Source organism: Arthrobacter sp. FW306-05-C (genome assembly GCF_021801725.1).
GTDB lineage: Bacteria > Actinomycetota > Actinomycetes > Actinomycetales > Micrococcaceae > Arthrobacter.
In genome coordinates this window covers 1381721-1398872 of the sequence record NZ_CP084556.1, presented here as the reverse complement: position 1 = coordinate 1398872, position 17152 = coordinate 1381721, and the positions used below count along the sequence as shown (strand labels likewise).

The 17152-nt window shown below is 67.7% G+C and carries 17 protein-coding genes; 6 read left to right on the top strand and 11 right to left on the bottom strand.

Annotated elements, in window-relative coordinates; all coding sequences use genetic code 11:
• Nucleotide 1 precedes the first annotated feature (1 nt).
• From LFT44_RS06415 to LFT44_RS06400, 4 genes are all read right to left on the bottom strand, one after another.
• On the bottom strand, nt 2-367 hold the full coding sequence (locus LFT44_RS06415) for a hypothetical protein (RefSeq protein WP_236801851.1): 366 nt from the start codon (nt 365-367) through the stop codon (nt 2-4).
• Between the two features lie 127 nt (nt 368-494).
• Entirely contained in the window at nt 495-1844 is a 1350-nt protein-coding gene (locus tag LFT44_RS06410; RefSeq protein ID WP_442863771.1) for a deoxyguanosinetriphosphate triphosphohydrolase, read from the bottom strand.
• Nucleotides 1792-2970: a tRNA dihydrouridine synthase DusB gene (dusB, locus tag LFT44_RS06405; protein ID WP_236801849.1), complete on the bottom strand. Its 1179-nt coding sequence runs from the start codon at nt 2968-2970 to the stop codon at nt 1792-1794. Before dusB ends, LFT44_RS06410 begins: the two co-directional genes overlap by 53 nt.
• A gap of 69 nt (nt 2971-3039) precedes the next feature.
• Complete coding sequence (locus LFT44_RS06400; protein WP_236802814.1) at nt 3040-4521, bottom strand: YibE/F family protein; 1482 nt, start codon at nt 4519-4521, stop codon at nt 3040-3042.
• Between the two features lie 83 nt (nt 4522-4604).
• Here LFT44_RS06400 and LFT44_RS06395 point away from each other — a divergent pair, with 83 nt between their 5' ends.
• On the top strand, nt 4605-5390 hold the full coding sequence (locus tag LFT44_RS06395; protein WP_442863691.1) for an alpha/beta hydrolase: 786 nt from the start codon (nt 4605-4607) through the stop codon (nt 5388-5390).
• 11 nt (nt 5391-5401) lie between these two features.
• A complete protein-coding gene (locus tag LFT44_RS06390; protein ID WP_236801847.1) occupies nt 5402-6226 on the top strand; it encodes a lysophospholipid acyltransferase family protein in 825 nt (274 codons plus the stop codon).
• Nucleotides 6227-6298: 72 nt separating this feature from the next.
• Here LFT44_RS06390 and LFT44_RS06385 read toward each other — a convergent pair whose 3' ends face one another.
• The 3 genes from LFT44_RS06385 to LFT44_RS06375 all read right to left on the bottom strand — a co-directional run bounded on the left by LFT44_RS06385 (nt 6299) and on the right by LFT44_RS06375 (nt 9860).
• Nucleotides 6299-7351: a GNAT family N-acetyltransferase gene (locus tag LFT44_RS06385; protein ID WP_236801846.1), complete on the bottom strand. Its 1053-nt coding sequence runs from the start codon at nt 7349-7351 to the stop codon at nt 6299-6301.
• A gap of 2 nt (nt 7352-7353) precedes the next feature.
• Nucleotides 7354-8739, bottom strand: a complete 1386-nt coding sequence (locus LFT44_RS06380; RefSeq protein ID WP_236801845.1) for a glycine--tRNA ligase — start codon at nt 8737-8739, stop codon at nt 7354-7356.
• Nucleotides 8740-8870: 131 nt separating this feature from the next.
• Nucleotides 8871-9860, bottom strand: coding sequence for a DMT family transporter (locus LFT44_RS06375; RefSeq protein ID WP_236801844.1), 990 nt, complete (start codon nt 9858-9860; stop codon nt 8871-8873).
• A 32-nt stretch (nt 9861-9892) separates the two neighbouring features.
• Between LFT44_RS06375 and LFT44_RS06370 the strand changes: the two genes are divergently transcribed.
• Entirely contained in the window at nt 9893-10126 is a 234-nt protein-coding gene (locus LFT44_RS06370) for an RNA-binding S4 domain-containing protein (RefSeq protein WP_236801843.1), read from the top strand.
• A gap of 34 nt (nt 10127-10160) precedes the next feature.
• Here LFT44_RS06370 and LFT44_RS06365 read toward each other — a convergent pair whose 3' ends face one another.
• Nucleotides 10161-10811, bottom strand: a complete 651-nt coding sequence (locus LFT44_RS06365; protein ID WP_236802813.1) for an alpha/beta hydrolase — start codon at nt 10809-10811, stop codon at nt 10161-10163.
• 78 nt (nt 10812-10889) lie between these two features.
• Here LFT44_RS06365 and LFT44_RS06360 point away from each other — a divergent pair, with 78 nt between their 5' ends.
• Both LFT44_RS06360 and LFT44_RS06355 read left to right on the top strand, forming a co-directional pair.
• Nucleotides 10890-11759, top strand: coding sequence for an SGNH/GDSL hydrolase family protein (locus LFT44_RS06360; RefSeq protein WP_236801842.1), 870 nt, complete (start codon nt 10890-10892; stop codon nt 11757-11759).
• A gap of 48 nt (nt 11760-11807) precedes the next feature.
• Complete coding sequence (locus LFT44_RS06355; protein ID WP_236801841.1) at nt 11808-12398, top strand: hypothetical protein; 591 nt, start codon at nt 11808-11810, stop codon at nt 12396-12398.
• 95 nt (nt 12399-12493) lie between these two features.
• Here the strand turns inward: LFT44_RS06355 and LFT44_RS06350 are convergent, their stop codons facing one another.
• Nucleotides 12494-13978, bottom strand: coding sequence for a CoA-acylating methylmalonate-semialdehyde dehydrogenase (locus LFT44_RS06350; protein ID WP_236801840.1), 1485 nt, complete (start codon nt 13976-13978; stop codon nt 12494-12496).
• A 40-nt stretch (nt 13979-14018) separates the two neighbouring features.
• On the bottom strand, nt 14019-14936 hold the full coding sequence (gene mmsB / locus LFT44_RS06345) for a 3-hydroxyisobutyrate dehydrogenase (RefSeq protein WP_236801839.1): 918 nt from the start codon (nt 14934-14936) through the stop codon (nt 14019-14021).
• 111 nt (nt 14937-15047) lie between these two features.
• Between mmsB and LFT44_RS06340 the strand changes: the two genes are divergently transcribed.
• Entirely contained in the window at nt 15048-15980 is a 933-nt protein-coding gene (locus tag LFT44_RS06340) for a LysR family transcriptional regulator (protein WP_236801838.1), read from the top strand.
• A gap of 31 nt (nt 15981-16011) precedes the next feature.
• On the opposite strand, the gene LFT44_RS06335 is transcribed toward LFT44_RS06340, so the two are convergent.
• Nucleotides 16012-17148 (bottom strand): zinc-dependent alcohol dehydrogenase family protein, encoded by a 1137-nt coding sequence (locus LFT44_RS06335; protein WP_236801837.1) that lies wholly within the window; start codon nt 17146-17148, stop codon nt 16012-16014.
• Between the last annotated feature and the right edge of the window lie 4 nt (nt 17149-17152).

Sequence of the window (17152 nt, the reverse complement as noted above, 5' to 3'; positions counted from 1 at the left end):
GTCAGGACCCCGAGGACCTTCCGTGGATTGTGCCGCCGTTGCCGGGCTGGACTGGGCTGGTGCTGCCGTAGCTCTTGGAGCGCCGCGAGCCACCATTTTGGCCCGTGCCCTTGTTCTGCCCGGCACCACTGTCCTGCCGGGTGCCGGAACCGTCGTCATCAGAGCGGCCGGAACCGGACTTGGGCGTGCTCCCCTGCGCACCGCGGTCCTGCGTGCTGCTGTCCGTACCTGCAGTTGTCCTGGCAATGACGGACGGAGTTGCGGCATACACAGCGGACGCCGCCACGCCTGCGGCAGCGAAGCTGCCAACGCTCACGGCTGCCGTAATTCCGGTGGCCAGGCGCTTGCCCCTGGTGCGAGTACTCATGACCTGCTCCCGTTCCTGGCGGCCTGCCTTTCCCTCCATGGTGCGCCTGCTTCCTGTGTAGATGCTTTAAGGAAGCTGTTGATCAGGCGGGTGTCCAGGAGTTTCCCAGGGCAGGAGTGGAGGACGGCTACCAGAGCGAGGGCAGGCTCCCCACCAGGCGCTCGTACATGGCCAGGGCCGACCCGTCGGTGAGGGACGCCACCTGGTCGATGACCACGCGAAGGCGTGCGCCGTCGTCGTCCGCTGCCCGCCAGTCCGCCGCGAACATCGGCTCCAGGTGCCGGTCTCCGGTGGCGCTGAGGGCAGTGACCAGGGCGTGGAGCACCTCGCGCTGGCGCTCGTAGATGGGCTGCCGGTGTTCGGTGGTCATGACGAAGGTGGTGGCAAGGCCCTTCATCACCGCGATTTCCATGACGGTCTCATCCGGAACCATGAGTTCGGCGTTGTACCGCGTCAGGTTTTCCGGCCCATAAACGGCGCGGGTGGTTTCCAGGGCTGACTGGCAGAACCTGCCGATCAGTTGGCTGGTCATGTTCTTGAGGGCTGCCATCGATTTGCGGCTGCCGTCCGCCTCACGCACCCAGACGTCGGTAGCCTCGAGCCGGGCCAGGGCGGCGTCGATGGCGGCGGGGTCGTTGTGCGGCAGGTACCACTGCTTGGCGTAGCCCACCACGCGGGCGCGGTGGTCCGGGTTGTCCATCCAGCGCAGCTGGAAGTGGCCGGCAACGATCGCGTCCTCCACGTCGTGCACGGAGTAGGAGATGTCATCCGCGAGGTCCATCACCTGGGCTTCCAGGCAGGTCCGGCGCTCCGGGGCTCCTTCACGGATCCAGTTGAAGATGGGGAGGTCGTCCTCGTAGGCGCCGAACTTGCTGGTCCGCTGCCCGTGGATCACCGGTGCTTCCAGGGCGGACCAAGGGTATTTCGACGCCGCGTCCAGGCTTGCGCGCGTGAGGTTCAGCCCGGCGGGTCGGCCGTCAGCCGTGAGCACCTTGGGTTCCAGCCGGGTGAGCAGGCGGAGGGTCTGGGCGTTGCCCTCGAAGCCGCCGATGGCATGCGCCACCTCGTTCAGTGCCGATTCGCCGTTGTGGCCGAAGGGCGGGTGGCCCAGGTCGTGGCTGAGGCAGGCCGTGTCCACCACGTCCGGGTCGCAGCCCAGCGCCCGGCCCAGCTCGCGCCCCACCTGTGCCACTTCCAGGCTGTGCGTGAGGCGGGTGCGGACGAAGTCGTCCGTGTCCGGTGCCACCACCTGGGTCTTGGCGCCCAGGCGGCGCAGGGCCGAGGAGTGCAGCACCCTGGCACGGTCCCGTTCGAAGTCGGAGCGGTAAGTGCTCTTAGGCGGCTCCTCCATCCAGCGCGCCGAATCATGGGCGTCGTAGCCGGGCAGAGCCAGGGCGGCGGTGGGGGTTCCGGCAGTAGGTGTTTCAGCCACCGGAAACGTCCAGTTCGGCAGCGGCGATAGCCCGGGACTGGTCATCGTTGAGGGCGCGGGAGTCCAGCCAGTCCTTGGGCAGGGCGGGCTTCTTGGGCGAGCCGGCGCGGCCCCGCGGGCCTTCGGCGTCCACCCCCGGATAGGGCGAGTCCAGATCCAGCTCGGCGAGGGTGTCCCGGAGCACCTCCAGGCTGGTGACCAGGGCCAGCCTGGTGCGCAGATCGCCGCCCACCACGTAGCCCTTGAAGTACCAGGCGATGTGCTTGCGGATCTCGCGCAGTGCCTTGCCTTCGTCACCGAAGGTTTCCACCATCAGTTCGGCATGCCGGTATACGCCTTCGGCCACCTGGCGCAGGTTGGGGCGGTGGCGGACGTCGCTGCCTTCGAATGCGGCCTGCAGGTCGCCAAAGAGCCAGGGCCGGCCCTGGCAGCCACGGCCCACCACCACACCGTCAACGCCGGTCTCCCGGACCATCCGGACGGCGTCCTCGGCGGACCAGATGTCACCGTTGCCCAGCACGGGGATGTCGGGCAGTGCCTCACGCAGGCGGGCGATGGCCGACCAGTCGGCCTTGCCCGAGTAGAACTGCGCGGCCGTGCGGCCGTGGAGCGCGACGGCGGCAACACCGGCATCGCGGGCGATCCGGCCGGCGTCCAGGTACGTCAGGTGGTCGTCGTCGATGCCCTTGCGCATCTTGATGGTCAGCGGGACGTTGCCCTTGGATGCTTCCTTGACGGCGGTCTGCACGATGGAGGTGAAGAGGTCGATCTTCCAGGGCAGCGCCGAGCCGCCGCCGCGACGGGTCACCTTGGGGACGGGGCAGCCGAAGTTGAGGTCGATGTGGTCCGCGCGGTCCTCCTCAACGAGCATCCGCACCGCGGCACCCACCGTGACCGGGTCCACGCCGTACAGCTGCACGGAGCGCACCTTCTCGTCATCGTCGTGCGAGATGATGCGCAGGGATTCGGGAGTGCGCTCCACCAGCGCACGGGAGGTCACCATCTCCGCCACGTACATACCGCCGCCGTACTCGCGGCAGAGCCTGCGGAAGGCGGAGTTGGTGATGCCGGCCATGGGAGCGAGGATCACGGGGGTGTCAACCGTGATGGGTCCCAGCTTCAGGGGCGGGAGTTCCAGCTTGGGGGCGGGAGGGGTTGCTGCAACAGTCACCTGTCCATTGTTGCAAAGCCGGGCAAATCGGGATTTTGCCGGTCCCCGCCGGCTCCCCCGCGGCAGCAGTCAGCCGCGGTCGGCCCGGCGTCCCCGCCGGGTGCCCGGCTCCGCTGCAGGTTCCGCGGCGGGTTCGACGGCGGCGCGCCGGCTGCGTTCCTCAAGGGCGGCTGCGGCGAGCGCCCCGGTGTCCGCAACATCGTCTGCTTGGCTGTGCCCGCCGTCGTGCGTTCCATCCTGATGTCCGGCATTCACTGCGTGGACCTCTGCCGGCCTGATGCCGGTTGCCTTGACCACCAGCACGGCGATCAGCGTGGTGACGGGGATGGCCAGGACCAACCCGATGGAACCGACCAGGGTCCGGATGACTTCCTCTGAGAGTTCGGCACTGGTGAGGGTGTCCATCAAGGGCCGGTCGTAGAGCATGACGATGATCAGGATGGGCAGCGCGGCGCCGGCGTAGGCAAAGGCAATGGTGTACACGGTGGAGGCGATGTGGTCGCGGCCGATCCGCATGGCCGAGGTGAACAGCTTCCGGGCACTGCTGGCCGGTGCCAGTTCGTAGAGTTCCCAGACGGCGGAGGACTGCGTGATGGTGACGTCATTGAGGACGCCCAGGCCGGAGATGATGAGTCCGCAGAGGATCACCCCAGAGATGGAGATGTTGGACGACGTGTTCACCAGGGTGGCGGCGTCGTGGCTGCCCACGCCGGCCAGATTTGCTGCGTCCGTGGCCCAGGCTGCCAGCAGGGCGGTGATGGCCAGCCCGAAAATGGTGCCCAGGAGCGCAGTGGATGTGCGCGCCGAGAAGCCGTGGGCGAAGTACAGCACCCCGATCATGATCACCGTGGACCCCACCAGGGCCAGCAGCAGCGGCGGCTTGCCTTCCACCAGGCCCGGGAGCAGGAAGTTCGCGAGCACGAAATACGCGCCTACCAGCCCGATCAGGGCGCGCAACCCGCGCCACCTTGCGACGGCGATGACCACCACGGCGTAGAGCACGGCCAGCAGGATGATCGGCAGGGTGCGGACGAAGTCCACGAAAATGTAGGCTGGCGATCCCTGTGATCCCGTGGCGCCCTGGACGTTGGAGAGGTTCAGGTACCGGATCTGGTCCCCGGGCTTCACTCCATGGGAGGAGGCGACGTCCGGGTTGATGACCACCTTCACCGGGCTTCCGCCCTTGTCCGGTTCGGTGACGGCGAAGGTGCACTCGGAGCCCTGGCTTGGCGGCTGCTGCGTGGTGCTTGGCTGGCCGGAACCCTGTTGGTTTGAACCCAGCTGCCCGGAACCCTGCATGCAGCTCCCGGTCAGCACGCTCTGGATGGTGCCCGTATCGAAGGTAACCCCCGGGGCGGTGGAGTACGGGTTGGCGAGCGAGATGCCCTCCTTGCTTCCCGACGGCCAGAGCGCGGCCATCCCGGCGAGCGTCAGCAGCGCCAGGGGAATCAGCACTGCGGCAAGGATGCGGTTCGCCTTGCTGCGGGCAGCCATCGCCTGGGGCGTCGGCTCCGAATGATCCAAGGAAGCGTGGGAGTGACCGGCGCCCATCAGCAGTACAACCTCATGGTTGAACTCTACGTGCGGCGCCATAGGGTTGATAAATGGACCATCGGGATGGGGAGGAACCAGGCATGGACAACCATGGCAGGGGTGGGGCCGGTATTCGTGGCGCAGCGGACAACGGCGGGGCCGTGGAGGGTGGACAGGTGCCGGTGGTTCCGGCCCACCAGCCCGTGCTCAGCGTCCTGGAGGCGTCCGGTGGCACCAAGGGCGTGGTCCTGGTCCTTCACGGTGGCAAGGCCCACAGCCGGGAGCCGGTGGAGGCCCGGCACCTGAGCCCGGCACGCATGGTGCCCTTCGCCCGGCACCTGCACCGCGCGGGCCGGAAACACGGGCTGGCCGTCTGGTCCCTGCGCAACAGTGTCCGCGGCTGGAACGGGCCGGACATGTCCCCCTTGCAGGACGCGCGGTGGGCGCTCCGGCAGATCGCGGAACGCCACCCCGATGTTCCAGTGTTCCTGCTGGGCCACTCCATGGGCGGCCTGACCGCCATCTGCGCCGCAGACCACCCGCAGGTGGAGGCCGTGGTGGCACTGGCCCCCTGGCTGGACCCGCAAACCCCTGCGGACAGGGTCACGGGCCGGAAAGTCCTGATCATCCACGGGACCACGGACCATATGACCAGCCCCAGGCAGTCCCTTGCCTTCGCCCGGCGCGCTGCCCCCGACGCAGCCAGCATGCAGTACGTGTCCCTTAGGGGCGTGGGGCACTTCATGCTTCGCAAGGTCCGCATCTGGCACACCCTCGCCACCGGTTTCCTCATCAAGTCCTTTGCCGAGAGCACAGGGGCGGCGGTCCAGCCGGCCCGGGCCTTCACCCAGCTGCTGCCGGACTCGTCCGTCCAGGTCACCCTCTAGGCCGCCTGGCCATGCCCTGGCGTCCCCCATCCAACGACCGCTTCTACCGGCTGGTCGTCCGCGCGGGACTGTTCCTGCGGTGGGCCCTGCAGCTGGACATTCGTGCCGCGGGCATGGAACACCTTCCCGGGGCACCGCCAGCGGCGGGGCCGTCACGCCGGGTGGCTCCCGGCGACGGTGCACTGTTTGCCGTCACGCACTTCGGCTACCTGGACTTCGCGGTCCTTGAGCTGCTCCTGTGGCGCCGCAGCCGCGCCCAGCTGCGGTTCCTGGTCCACCAGGGCGCGGCGGACCACTGGCTGGCCGGCCCCGCCATCAGCGCCAGCGGCCAGGTGGTGGTGGGATACACGGACCGATCCGATGCCTATGACACCGCCGTGGCCAAGCTGCGCGCCGGGGAGTACCTGGCGGTCTTTCCCGAGGCAGGGGTGAGCCGGAGTTTCACGGTCCGCGAGTGCCGGTCCGGGGCGGTACGCATGGCGGCGGAGGCCGGCGTCCCGCTCATCCCGGTATCTGTCTGGGGTGCGCACCGGATCCTGACGCGCGGCCATGGTTTCTCCCTGCGGCGCAGCTGGCGGGCGCCTGTCCAAGTCCAGGTGGGCCAGCCGATCATGTTTGGCCAGGATGTGGAAGTGGATGCGGCTACGGACAAGCTGCGCAGCACACTCCAGGCGGGGATTGACCGCTGCATCGCCGCCTTTCCGCTCCGGCCCGGACCAGGGGCGTGGTGGATGCCCGCCCACCTGGGCGGCAGCGCCCCCACGGACGCCGAGCGGCAACTACTGGACGCGGCCGACGCAGCCGCCGGCCGCCGTCGTGCTCCCCGCAGGAAGTAGGCGGCTTAAAAGCCAGCGCCGCGAGCCGTCCTTGGGGAACAGCACGCGGCGCTGACGTGGACCGGCAGTCCCCTAGTCCGAAACCACCAGGGTTTCGGCGCCCGCCAGCCGGGCTTTGCCACTCTCCAGGAGGGGCTCGACGGCGGCGCGCAGGGCGGTCATGGAATCGTCCAGTTCCAGCATGACCGGGTGCTGGTAGGCGATCAGGGCGAGGATGTCGCGGACGGCTTCGGCGGCATCGTCAGCGGCGAGGGACGGCTCGTGCCCCACGAACACGTCCGTGGGCGTGTCGGTGCCTGCTGTCTCTGCGCCAGCGCTTTGCAGATGGGCCGGTGCCGCATCAGGGTCAGCGGGTGCAGCGTAGCTGACCGCGAACGCACGGATGCGGCCCTTCTTGCTGGGGGCCACTCCCTGTCCGAACGCGGACTCGGGCTGGGCCCGCAGCACGATGGCGCCGTGGGCCCCGGTGAGCTCGTCCAGGAACAGCCTCTGCACCTGTCCCACGGACAGGACGCCCGGGGAGTCCCAGCCGTGGATGGCGGTGTAATAGCGACCCACCACGTCCGTCAGCTCCACGGAACCGGTGGCCAGGTCCATCACGACATCGGAACCGGCGTTTTCACCGTCGATAGGGCGGCCGCCGTGGTCCTTGTCCGGGAAGACGGGCAGCTTCAGGGCTCCGGGTTCCACGATGACCAGCCGGGAGCGCTGGATGGGCGCCAGCCCGGACTCTTCAGCGAACGCGGCACCGGGCGTGCCGGGTTCCACCTTGGCGCGGAGCTTGCTGACGCCCGACGGCGCGTTTTCCGCTTCGCGCCGCAGCATGGTCAGGAGGCTGGCCCCGATGCCCGCGCGGCGGTGGTCCTTTGCCACTTCGATGTACGTCCACAGGCGCTCGGGGTGCAGCGAGGCTTCATAGACGACGCCGGCGGCCACGGGAATGCCCACGCCGTCAACGACATCTTCCGCCACGATGCAGCGGCGCCAGGGCATGCCGTCCCTGCCGTTGGAGGACACGGCGAGGGCGCCACGGAACTGGCGGGCCTGGGCGGTGTCCGGGTCACCCCAGATTTCCAGAAGCGCCAGGTCGTCGCCGTCGCGCCATTCGCGGTATTCGATGGCCATGCTCAGGCGCCGATCAGCCGTGCCGCCAGGTAGCCCTCCACCTTGTCCAGGGAGACGCGTTCCTGGCTCATGGTGTCCCGCTCGCGGATGGTGACGGCCTGGTCCTCGAGGGTGTCGAAGTCCACGGTGATGCAGAACGGGGTGCCGATCTCGTCCTGGCGGCGGTAGCGGCGGCCGATGGCGCCGGCGTCATCGAAGTCGATGTTCCAGTTCTTCCGCAGCTGGGCGCCAAGGGCCTTGGCCTTCGGGGACAGGTCCTCGTTGCGGCTCAGCGGCAGCACGGCGGCCTTGACCGGGGCCAGGCGCGGGTCCAGCTTCAGCACGGTGCGGATGTCTACGCCGCCCTTGGCGTTGGGGGCCTCGTCCTCGGTGTAGGCGTCCACCAGGAACGCCATGAAGGAACGGGTCAGGCCGGCCGCAGGCTCGATCACGTACGGGGTGTAACGCTCATTGGTGGCCTGGTTGAAGTAGCTCAAGTCCGTGCCGGAGGCCTTGGCGTGGGTGGAGAGGTCGAAGTCGGTGCGGTTGGCGATGCCTTCCAGCTCGCCCCATTCCGAGCCCTGGAAGCCGAAGCGGTACTCGATGTCCGTGGTGCCCTTGGAGTAGTGGCTGAGCTTTTCCTTGGGGTGCTCGAAGAAGCGCAGGTTCTCCTCGCGGATGCCCAGGCCGGTGTACCAGGCCATGCGCTCGTTCATCCAGTACTTGTGCCACTCTTCGTCCGTGCCGGGCTCCACGAAGAATTCCATCTCCATCTGCTCGAACTCGCGGGTGCGGAAGATGAAGTTGCCGGGCGTGATCTCGTTGCGGAAGGACTTGCCGATCTGGCCGATGCCGAACGGCGGCTTCTTCCGGGACGTGGTGAGGACGTTGTTGAAGTTCACGAAGATGCCCTGCGCGGTCTCGGGGCGCAGGTAGTGCAGGCCTTCCTCGCTGGCCACGGGGCCCAGGTAGGTCTTGAGCAGGCCGGAGAACTCCTGCGGCTCGGTCCACTGGCCTCGGGTGCCGCAGTTGGCGCAGACGATGTCCTTCAGGCCGTTTTCGGCGGGACGGCCCTTCTTCTCCTCGTATTCCTCCAAGAGGTGGTCCGCACGGTAGCGCTTGTGGCAGGAGAGGCATTCCACCAGGGGGTCGGAGAAGACCTCCACGTGGCCGGAGGCTTCCCAGACCTGGCGGGGCAGGATCACGGAGGAGTCCAGGCCCACCACGTCCTCGCGGCCGCGGACCATGGACTGCCACCACTGGCGCTTGATGTTTTCCTTCAGCTCCGCGCCAAGGGGCCCGTAGTCCCAGGCAGACCGCGAGCCTCCGTAGATCTCACCGGCCTGGAACACGAAGCCCCTCCGCTTGGAGAGGGAAATGACCTGGTCGAGGACGGATTTTGCTGCCATGGGATAACTCCAATTTTCTACAGGGCCGCTGGGTGCGGTCCGCGGGTTGTTCGGGCCCCGGCTCCTGCGTGCCTGGGCACAGCGGGCGATGCGTCGGGGCGGATGAAGGAAGACGGTGGAAAGCTCGTGTCCTAGCGTACCGGCCGCTGCCTGCGCAGCGCGCCCCGCGGCCAGGGCAGGGTTGCCAGGATGATCGCGGCGAGGGTCAACAGGGTCCCCAGGACGGTGGCGGGAGCCACGATGGTGCCCGGCGCGGGGAGCACCAGGTCCAGGCCCAGCGAGCCGAGCAACTGGCCGGCGATCATGCCCAGGCCCGTGACCAGCACGCCCAGGCTGCGGACCAGGAGGGCCCCCAGGCCGATGAAGACGCAGCCCATTGGGCCGCCCAGGTAGTACCACCACTCCCCCGGCAGGGGGTTGGCGGGACCGGCCACGGCCAGCTTCACCGCGAACGCTGCCCACAGCACGATGCAGCCGGCCACGAAGTTGACCAACGTGGCCGCGATGGGCGTCCCGTAGTGGACCGTGGCGGTGCCGTTCATGGCCTGCTGGAAACTCATGAGGAAGCCCGCCGCCACCGGCAGGAGGAGGGGAAGGAGCAGTCCGGCCGCGCCGTCCCCGGGGCCCCCGCTGCTGAACCGCGGGGACACCGCCCACGCAACGGCGGCGATGGTCAGGATGCAGCCGATGATGCGGATGCCCGTCACGGATTTCTTTCCGGCCGGGCCGATTCCCAGCCGGTCCACCAGCAGGCCGCTTACGGTCTGCCCGGTGACGGTGGCGACGGTGAAGAGCGCTACTCCAAGGATGCCGACGGTGAAGGACTGGGCAAAGACAAACAGCGCGCCGATGGCGCCTGCCACCACGTAGATCCGGGGGAAGGCCCGGTTCCGTACAGCCGGGAGGATGTTTGCCAGCCCGGCCCGTCCGCGCGGCAACACCAGGGAAATGATGATCATGACCAGCAGGCCTGTGCTGAAACTCACGGCCGCGGCTGCGATTCCATCGTTGAGCCGCGCACCCAACGCCCCGTTGATCCGGCCTTGGACGGGGATGGCAAGGCCGGATCCCACGGCCAGGGGCAGGCCTGCGAGTACCGGCAGGCGCGAAGGGGAGGTCATTGAATCCACCTTAGTTCAGGCATTATTGCTGTATGAGCAACCCCATTGACGACGTCCCCATCCGCGACAGCATGATCCGGCTGGGTCAGCTGCTAAAGCTCGCCAACCTCGTGGAGGACGGCGTGGAGGCGGCGGAGCTCATCAAGAACGGGCTGGTCAAGGTCAACGGCGAGATCGACGACCGCCGCGGCCGGCAGCTGCACAACGGGGATACCGTCACGGTGAACGGCCAGACCGTCCGCGTGGTGGCACCCCAGTCGGACTAACCCCGCACCGGCTGGCCCGCCGCCGTCGTACGTCCTACTTGTTCAGCACCTCATGCGTGAGGAACTCCCCCACGTGCCCGATCTCCTGCTGGTTAATGCCGTGCCACATGCCGGTGTAGAGCACCTTGGTGAGCTTGACGTGCTTGCGGACCCAGCCCATGGTGAACTCAATCTTGTCCTGGGTGATCACCGGATCCTGCTGGTCCCGGCCCCAGAACATGGGCACGGTGCCGTCCAGCTCGTCGTCTTTGAACGTGGGGTCGCCGGCCGCGTCCACCACAAAGCCTGAGAGTCCGACGACGGCGGCAAAGTCCGTGGGCCGCTGGCGCAGGAGCGTGGTGGCCATGGCCATGCCCATGGAGAAGCCCAGGAGAGTCACCGAAGGGTGGCCGGGCCTGATGGCGTCGATCCAGTCCAGCACGTAGGCCGAGGCCTTCTTGACCCGCTCCAGCGAGTACTCGATGGACGCGGTAAGCGGGAACCAGGTAAAGCCGGGGCCCATGGCGATGGGCGCCCGTATGGACGCGACGGCGAAATCCCTTGGCAGCATGTCGGCAAGGCTGAACAGGTCCTGCTCATTGGCACCGTAGCCGTGGAGCAGGACCAGTAGCGGTTTACCGGCGCGCTGGTCTTCCGGGTGGGACCACAGGACAACGGGGGCAGGAAATACTTCGGCGTCAGTCATGGTTTCCATTCATACCAGTTACCCGGAAGTAACAACCTACGTTCGCGTAGGCAGCGAAGCGGAAGGCAGGATAGGACCGTGACTGACGCAAGTACCCTCCAGACCCCGTCCGCCCACCCCGGTTCCCACCCCTGGACCCGGTACGTGGCGATGGGAGACTCCTTCACCGAAGGCATCGGCGACCCCGAACCCTCAAGCCCCGGCGGCCACCGCGGCTGGGCCGACAGGGTGGCGGAAGAGCTGGGCCGAACCCAGCCGGACTTCGCCTATGCCAACCTTGCCGTGCGCGGCCGGCTGCTCCAACAGATCGTGGACCAGCAGCTTGCCCCGGCCCTGGAACTGAAGCCGGACCTGGTCACCCTGTCCGCCGGCGGCAACGACCTGATCCGTCCCGGCGGCGATCCCGACGCGCTGGCCGAGAAGCTCGATTCCGTGGTCCAGATCCTGTCCATGGGCGGAGCCACCGTGGTCCTGTTCAACGGGCCGGATACGGGCTCCTCGGTGCTCAGCCGGATCCGCAGCAAGGTGGCCATCTACAACGAGAACCTGCGCACGGTTGCCGCGCGCCATGATGCCGTCATCGCTGACATGTGGTCGCTGCGGCAGCTGGGCGACCCGCAGATGTGGGACCAGGACCGTTTGCACTTCTCCCCGCTGGGACACCACACCATTGCGGCCATGGTGCTGGATGCGCTCAACGTGGAGCACTCCCTGGAACCGCTGCAGCCCAAGCCGCTGCCGCCGCGCACCTGGCGCGAGGCAAGGAGCGGGGACCTCGTGTGGGCGCGTGAATACTTCGTCCCATGGGTGCTGCGCCGGTTGCGCCACCAGTCGTCCGGGGACGGCATCACGGCAAAACGGCCGACGCCGGGTCCCGTCTTCGGCCCGGGCGTTCCGTTGGGATCCGGCGAAGGCCCGTTGGGTACCTCCGAACCCAGCCGCCGGTAACGCTGCCGGGGTTACGCTGGAAGGACACCACACGAGAGGCGCGGCACCGTGAGCAGCTTGTTTTTCTGGATCATCATCCTGTCCTTCGTGGTCCCCATGGCCATGCGGGCGTACCGGCGCTCCATGGCGCGGCGGGACCGGGACCAGGGCTTGCCCGGTCCGTTTTCGGGGCCCGGGCAGTTTCCGGGGCCGAACCAGTTCCCCGGTTCGGACCAGTACCCAGGTTATGGCCAGTTCCCCGGTTCGGCCGGGCCGCAGAACCGCCAGCCCCGCGACGGCTACACCCAGCAGGACTACTTTTCCGGCGGCTTCCGCCAGCCAAGCCAGCCGCCGCAGCCCTATGGCGGGCAGCAACTGCCGCCGTACCAGCACGGACAGGCGCCCATGCCGGACCCCCGGTTCGGTGGTGCGCCACAGGAATTCGGGCAGGAACCGCCGCTCCAGCAGCCGGGGTACCAGCAGCCCCAGCTTGGCCGGCCAGGCCCCGGGCAGCCCTCCGGGCCTGCCACTCCCCCACCGCCCTCGGCACCGCAGGGGTTCCGCGCACGCAAGCTCGCCGAACTGGACCAGCAATACAGCAACGGTGAACTGTCCATGGAGGAGTACATGAAGCGCCGCGGCGACATCATGAACGGCTGACTCTGGTAAGCAGGCAGGCCGGGGACCGGTTTCCGGTCCCCGACCTGCTCTTTATCAATCTAATTTGGCGTAACCCGCCGGTTCAATCCACCGAACTAGTCCACCTGGGGGAAGCCCAGGTCGATCACCGAGGTTGATGGGTCGGGCCAACGCGTGGTCACCACTTTGCCCCGGGTGTAGAAGCGGATGCTGTCCGGCCCGTACATGTGGGTGTCGCCGAACAGGGAGTTCTTCCAGCCGCCGAACGAGAAGGTGCCCACCGGAACCGGGATGGGCACGTTAACGCCCACCATGCCCGCTTCGGCGTCGAACTCGAACTGCCTCGCTGCGCCGCCGTCGCGGGTGAAGATGGCAGTGCCGTTGCCGAACTGGTTCTCGTTGACCAGCCGGACTGCGTCGTTGTAGGTATCCACGCGGACCACGGACAGGACGGGGCCGAAGATTTCGTCGTCGTACACCTTCATGCCGGGCTTGACGTGGTCCACCAGGCTGACGCCGATGAAGAACCCGTCGGAGTCGAACTGCTGCGAGCGCCCATCCACCACCACGGTTGCGCCTTCACCTTCCGCTCCCGCAACGTACGAAGCCACGCGCTCCCGGTGCTCCGCGGTGATCAAGGGACCCATCTGCGAGGCCGGATCGGTGCCGTCACCAATCTTGAGATCCGCCATGCGGCTTGAGATCGCCTTCACCAGGTCGTCAGCGATGTTCCCCACGGCCACCAGGACGCTGACAGCCATGCAGCGCTCGCCGGCGGAACCGTACGCGGCGGAAACCGCAGCGTCGGCAGCCATGTCCAGATCGGCGTCGGGAAGCACCACCATGTGGTTCTTAGCGCCGCCCAGGGCCTGCACCCGCTTGCCGTGCTCAGCTGCCCGCTTGTAGATGGACTGGGCCACCGGGGTGGACCCGACGAAACTCACGGCCTTAACGTCAGGGTGCTCGAGCAGGACGTCCACGGCTTCCTTGTCCCCCTGGACCACGTTCAGGACGCCGGCCGGTAACCCTGCTTCGGCGAACGCTTCGGCGATGAAGACTGAAGCCGACGGGTCCTTTTCGCTCGGCTTCAGCAGGACGGTGTTGCCGCAGGCCAGGGCGCTGCCGATCATCCACAGCGGCACCATGGCCGGAAAGTTGAACGGGGTGATGCAGGCCACGACCCCCACCGGCTGGCGGATGGAATGGACGTCGATGCCGCTGGAGACCTGCTCCGACCGCTCGCCTTTCAGCATGTGCGACAGGCCGGTGGCGAAATCGATGTTCTCCAGGCCGCGGGCGATTTCGCCTTCTGCGTCGGAGAGGACCTTGCCGTGCTCGCTGGTCAGGATCGCGGCGAGTTCGGATTTGCGCTGGTTCAGGATTTCGCGGACCTTGAAGAAGATGGTGGTGCGCTTGGCAAGGCTGGTTGCCCGCCATGCAGGCAGCGCGGCGCGGGCTGCCGCGATGGCTTCCTCTGTCCGGGCCGTGGAGGCAAGTGCCACCTGCTTTTCCTGTTGGCCGGTGGCGGGGTTGAAGACCGGACCGAAGCGGTCGGCATCGGTGACGCGGGCGCCGTTGATGTAGTGCGGGATGGTTTCCAAAAGAGTCTCTTTTCCTGCGGTGCTTGGTTGGACGGCGTGGTTAGTTGGACGGCGCCCGGTCAGCGGCCTCGAGCGAGCCGTCCACGAGCTTGATGATCATGGAGCAGTCCTTGCCCGCGTCCCCGGCGTCGATGAGCCGCTGGAACAACTGCTGGACGTGCTTGCCGATCTCCAGGGGTGTGCCGGTGTCTTCGGCGGCGCTGATCGCCAGGCCGATGTCCTTGTTCGCGAGCTCGGTGGTGAAGGTAGGTGCGAAGTCGTTGTTGGAGGCCGCTGTGGGAACCACACCGGGCACGGGGTACCAGGTCCGGAGCGCCCATGAGTCTCCCGAGGAAACCGAGGCGATGTCCCAAAAGACCTGCTTGTCCAGGCCCAGCCGGTCTGCGAGCACCGCGCCCTCAGCGGTGGAGGCAAGGTTGATGAAAAGCATCAGGTTGTTGCAGATCTTGGCTGCCTGCCCCGTGGTGGGGCCGCCCGTGGGGATGATGTTGCCGGACATGGGGCCGATGTAGCCGGCAGCGTCCTTGACGGCGCCTTCTTCCCCGCCCACCATGAACGTCAGGGTTCCAGCCTCGGCCCCGCTCATTCCGCCGGACACCGGCGCGTCCACGAACCGGAAACCGGCGGCAGCAGCGGCGTCGTGCAGTTCCTGGGCAGAGGCGATGTCGATGGTGGAGGAGTCGATGAGCAGCGTGCGCGTATCCGCGTGCGCCAGCACCCCGTCCGCGCCAAGATACACCGCGCGGGCGTGCTCGCCCTTGGGGAGCATGGTGAACACGGCGTCCGCGCCATCCACGGCTTCGGCGATGCTGCCGGCCCGCTTGACGCCGCCCGCTGCAGCCGCATCCAGGGCTGCGGGGTTGAGGTCAAAGCCGCGGACGTCATGCCCCGCCTTCGCCAGGTTCACCGACATGTGGCCGCCCATGTTGCCCAGGCCAATCCAACCGATAACTGCCATGCGTAAGCTCCTTTGCTTTCATTCCGGCGCTTCTGCCGGCATGCCTGTGTCAACCATCACACCGTGTTAGGGTGCAATCAAGGGGAAAAATCACAGACACTCTGTGCATTGATGCACATCAACGGAAGGTCCAACGTGGACTCCAGACGGCTGCCGAGCCCCGACGACCTGCTTATCCTTTTGACGGTTGCACGCCTGGGCCGTTTCAATGCCGTGGCCGAGAGCCTGGGGACCACCCACACCACGATTTCGCGCCGGATCCTCGCGCTGGACAAGCAGCTGGGCGGCCGCACGCTGGAGCGCAGCCCGCACGGCTGGGAACTGACGCAGCTCGGTGCTGCTGCGGTGGACGCGGCGGAGGCGATCGAGAGTACACTCGGCTCCCTGTCGGGCCTGATCAGCCAGGACAATAGCGCCCTTGCGGGCCTGGTCCGCGTGGCCACCACCGACGCAGTGGGAGCGGTGTTCGTCACTCCATCGCTGGTGCGGCTCCAGCAGCAGAACCCGCAACTGAACATCGAAATGCTGAGCGCCACCCGGAAAGTCAGCCAGAACCGGTCAGGGGTGGACCTGGAGATCGTGGTGGGCCGGGCCGACGTCAGCACCGCACAGACCATTTTCCTGAGCAACTACTACCTGCGCCTCTACGCCAGCGCCGACTATGCGGGGCGGCACGGCCTCCCGGAAACGCTCGACGACGTGCGGCAGCACGCGTTTGTCTCGTACGTCGAGTCTGCGCTCCAGGTGGCGGAACTGGGCCCCCGCTGGTCATCGCAGCTGCCGATGCCCCGGACAAGCTTCCAGGCCACCAGCGTATTCGCACAGGTGGAGGCCGTTCGGCAGGGCGCCGGCATCGGGCTGCTGCCCAACTTCATGGTGGCGGACCGGGAAGATTTCGCTCCAGTCCTGCCTGCGGATTTCGAACGCCAGCTCCCTATCTGGGCCGTGGCCCGCCCGGAGTCGCTTCGGTCGGCCCGGGTGCAGGCGGTGATCGCGGCCCTGAAGGAGGAGCTGAAGGAGCGGGCCGGACTGCTGGCAGGCTGAGGCTGGCCCAGCCGTAGGAGCAGACGACGGGTCAGGCCTGGAAGAGCCGCCGCACCACCTTCCCGGCGGCAAGCGCATCCAGCCCCTCGTTGATCTCGCTCAGTGGCCGCGTGTCGGTGTGCAGCAGCTCAACCGGCAGCTTGCCCTCCCGCCAGTAAGCCAGGTACCTCGGGATGTCGCGGGCGGGAACGGCATCACCCATATAGGAGCCCAGCAGGCGCTTGCCGGCGCCGGCGAACTGGAGGGCCGGAACGGTCAACTCGGCGGACGGGTGCGGAAGGCCCACCGAGACCACTGCCCCGCCCCGGGTCACCCGTTCCAGGCAGGACGCGATCACGCCTGCCGAGCCCACCGCCTCGACGGCAACATCCACTCCGTCGCCGGACGCTTCCTGAATGAGGCGCCCCGCGTCGTCCGGCGTACCCACCGCGGTGGCACCGGCGTCACGGGCCAGCTGGTGTTTGCCCTGGTTCGGATCAATGGCAATCACGCTGGCAGCTCCGGCCAGGCGTGCCGCCATTACCGCGGAGAGCCCCACCGCCCCCAGGCCGAAAACTGCCACGGACTGGCCGGGACTGACCTCGGCGGTGTTGAACACCGCGCCCATTCCGGTGAGCACGGCGCAACCAAACATCGCGGCGACCGTGTCCGGGACGTCGCCGTCAATCACCACCACCGATTCCCGCGCAACCACTGCGTAGTCCGCGAACGCCGAGACGCCCAGGTGATGGTTGATGCGCTTCCCTTCCGGCGTCCGCAACAGGGCAGGCCCGTGCAGCAGGTCTCCTGAGCCGTTGACCTCCGCTGCCCGGTGGCAAAGCGCGGGCCGGCCGGCCAGGCAGGCCCGGCAGTGGCCACAGCTGGGCACGAACACCAGCACCACGTGGTCGCCCACGGAGATGTCTCCTACGCCCTGGCCCACGGACACCACGCGCCCCACCGCCTCGTGGCCCAGGGCCATGGGGAGTGGCCGGACCCGTGAGCCGTCCACCACCGAGAGGTCCGAATGGCAGAGGCTCGAATAGGTGATGGCAACACCAAGCTCACCGGTGCGGGGCTCCGGCTGCTCGAGTTCCTCCACGACCAGTGGCCGGGCGTCGGCGAAGCTGCTTTTACCAGAGGCGTTTCCAGTGGCGGGGACGGTGGCGTACAGGACGGCGGCTTTCATGGGG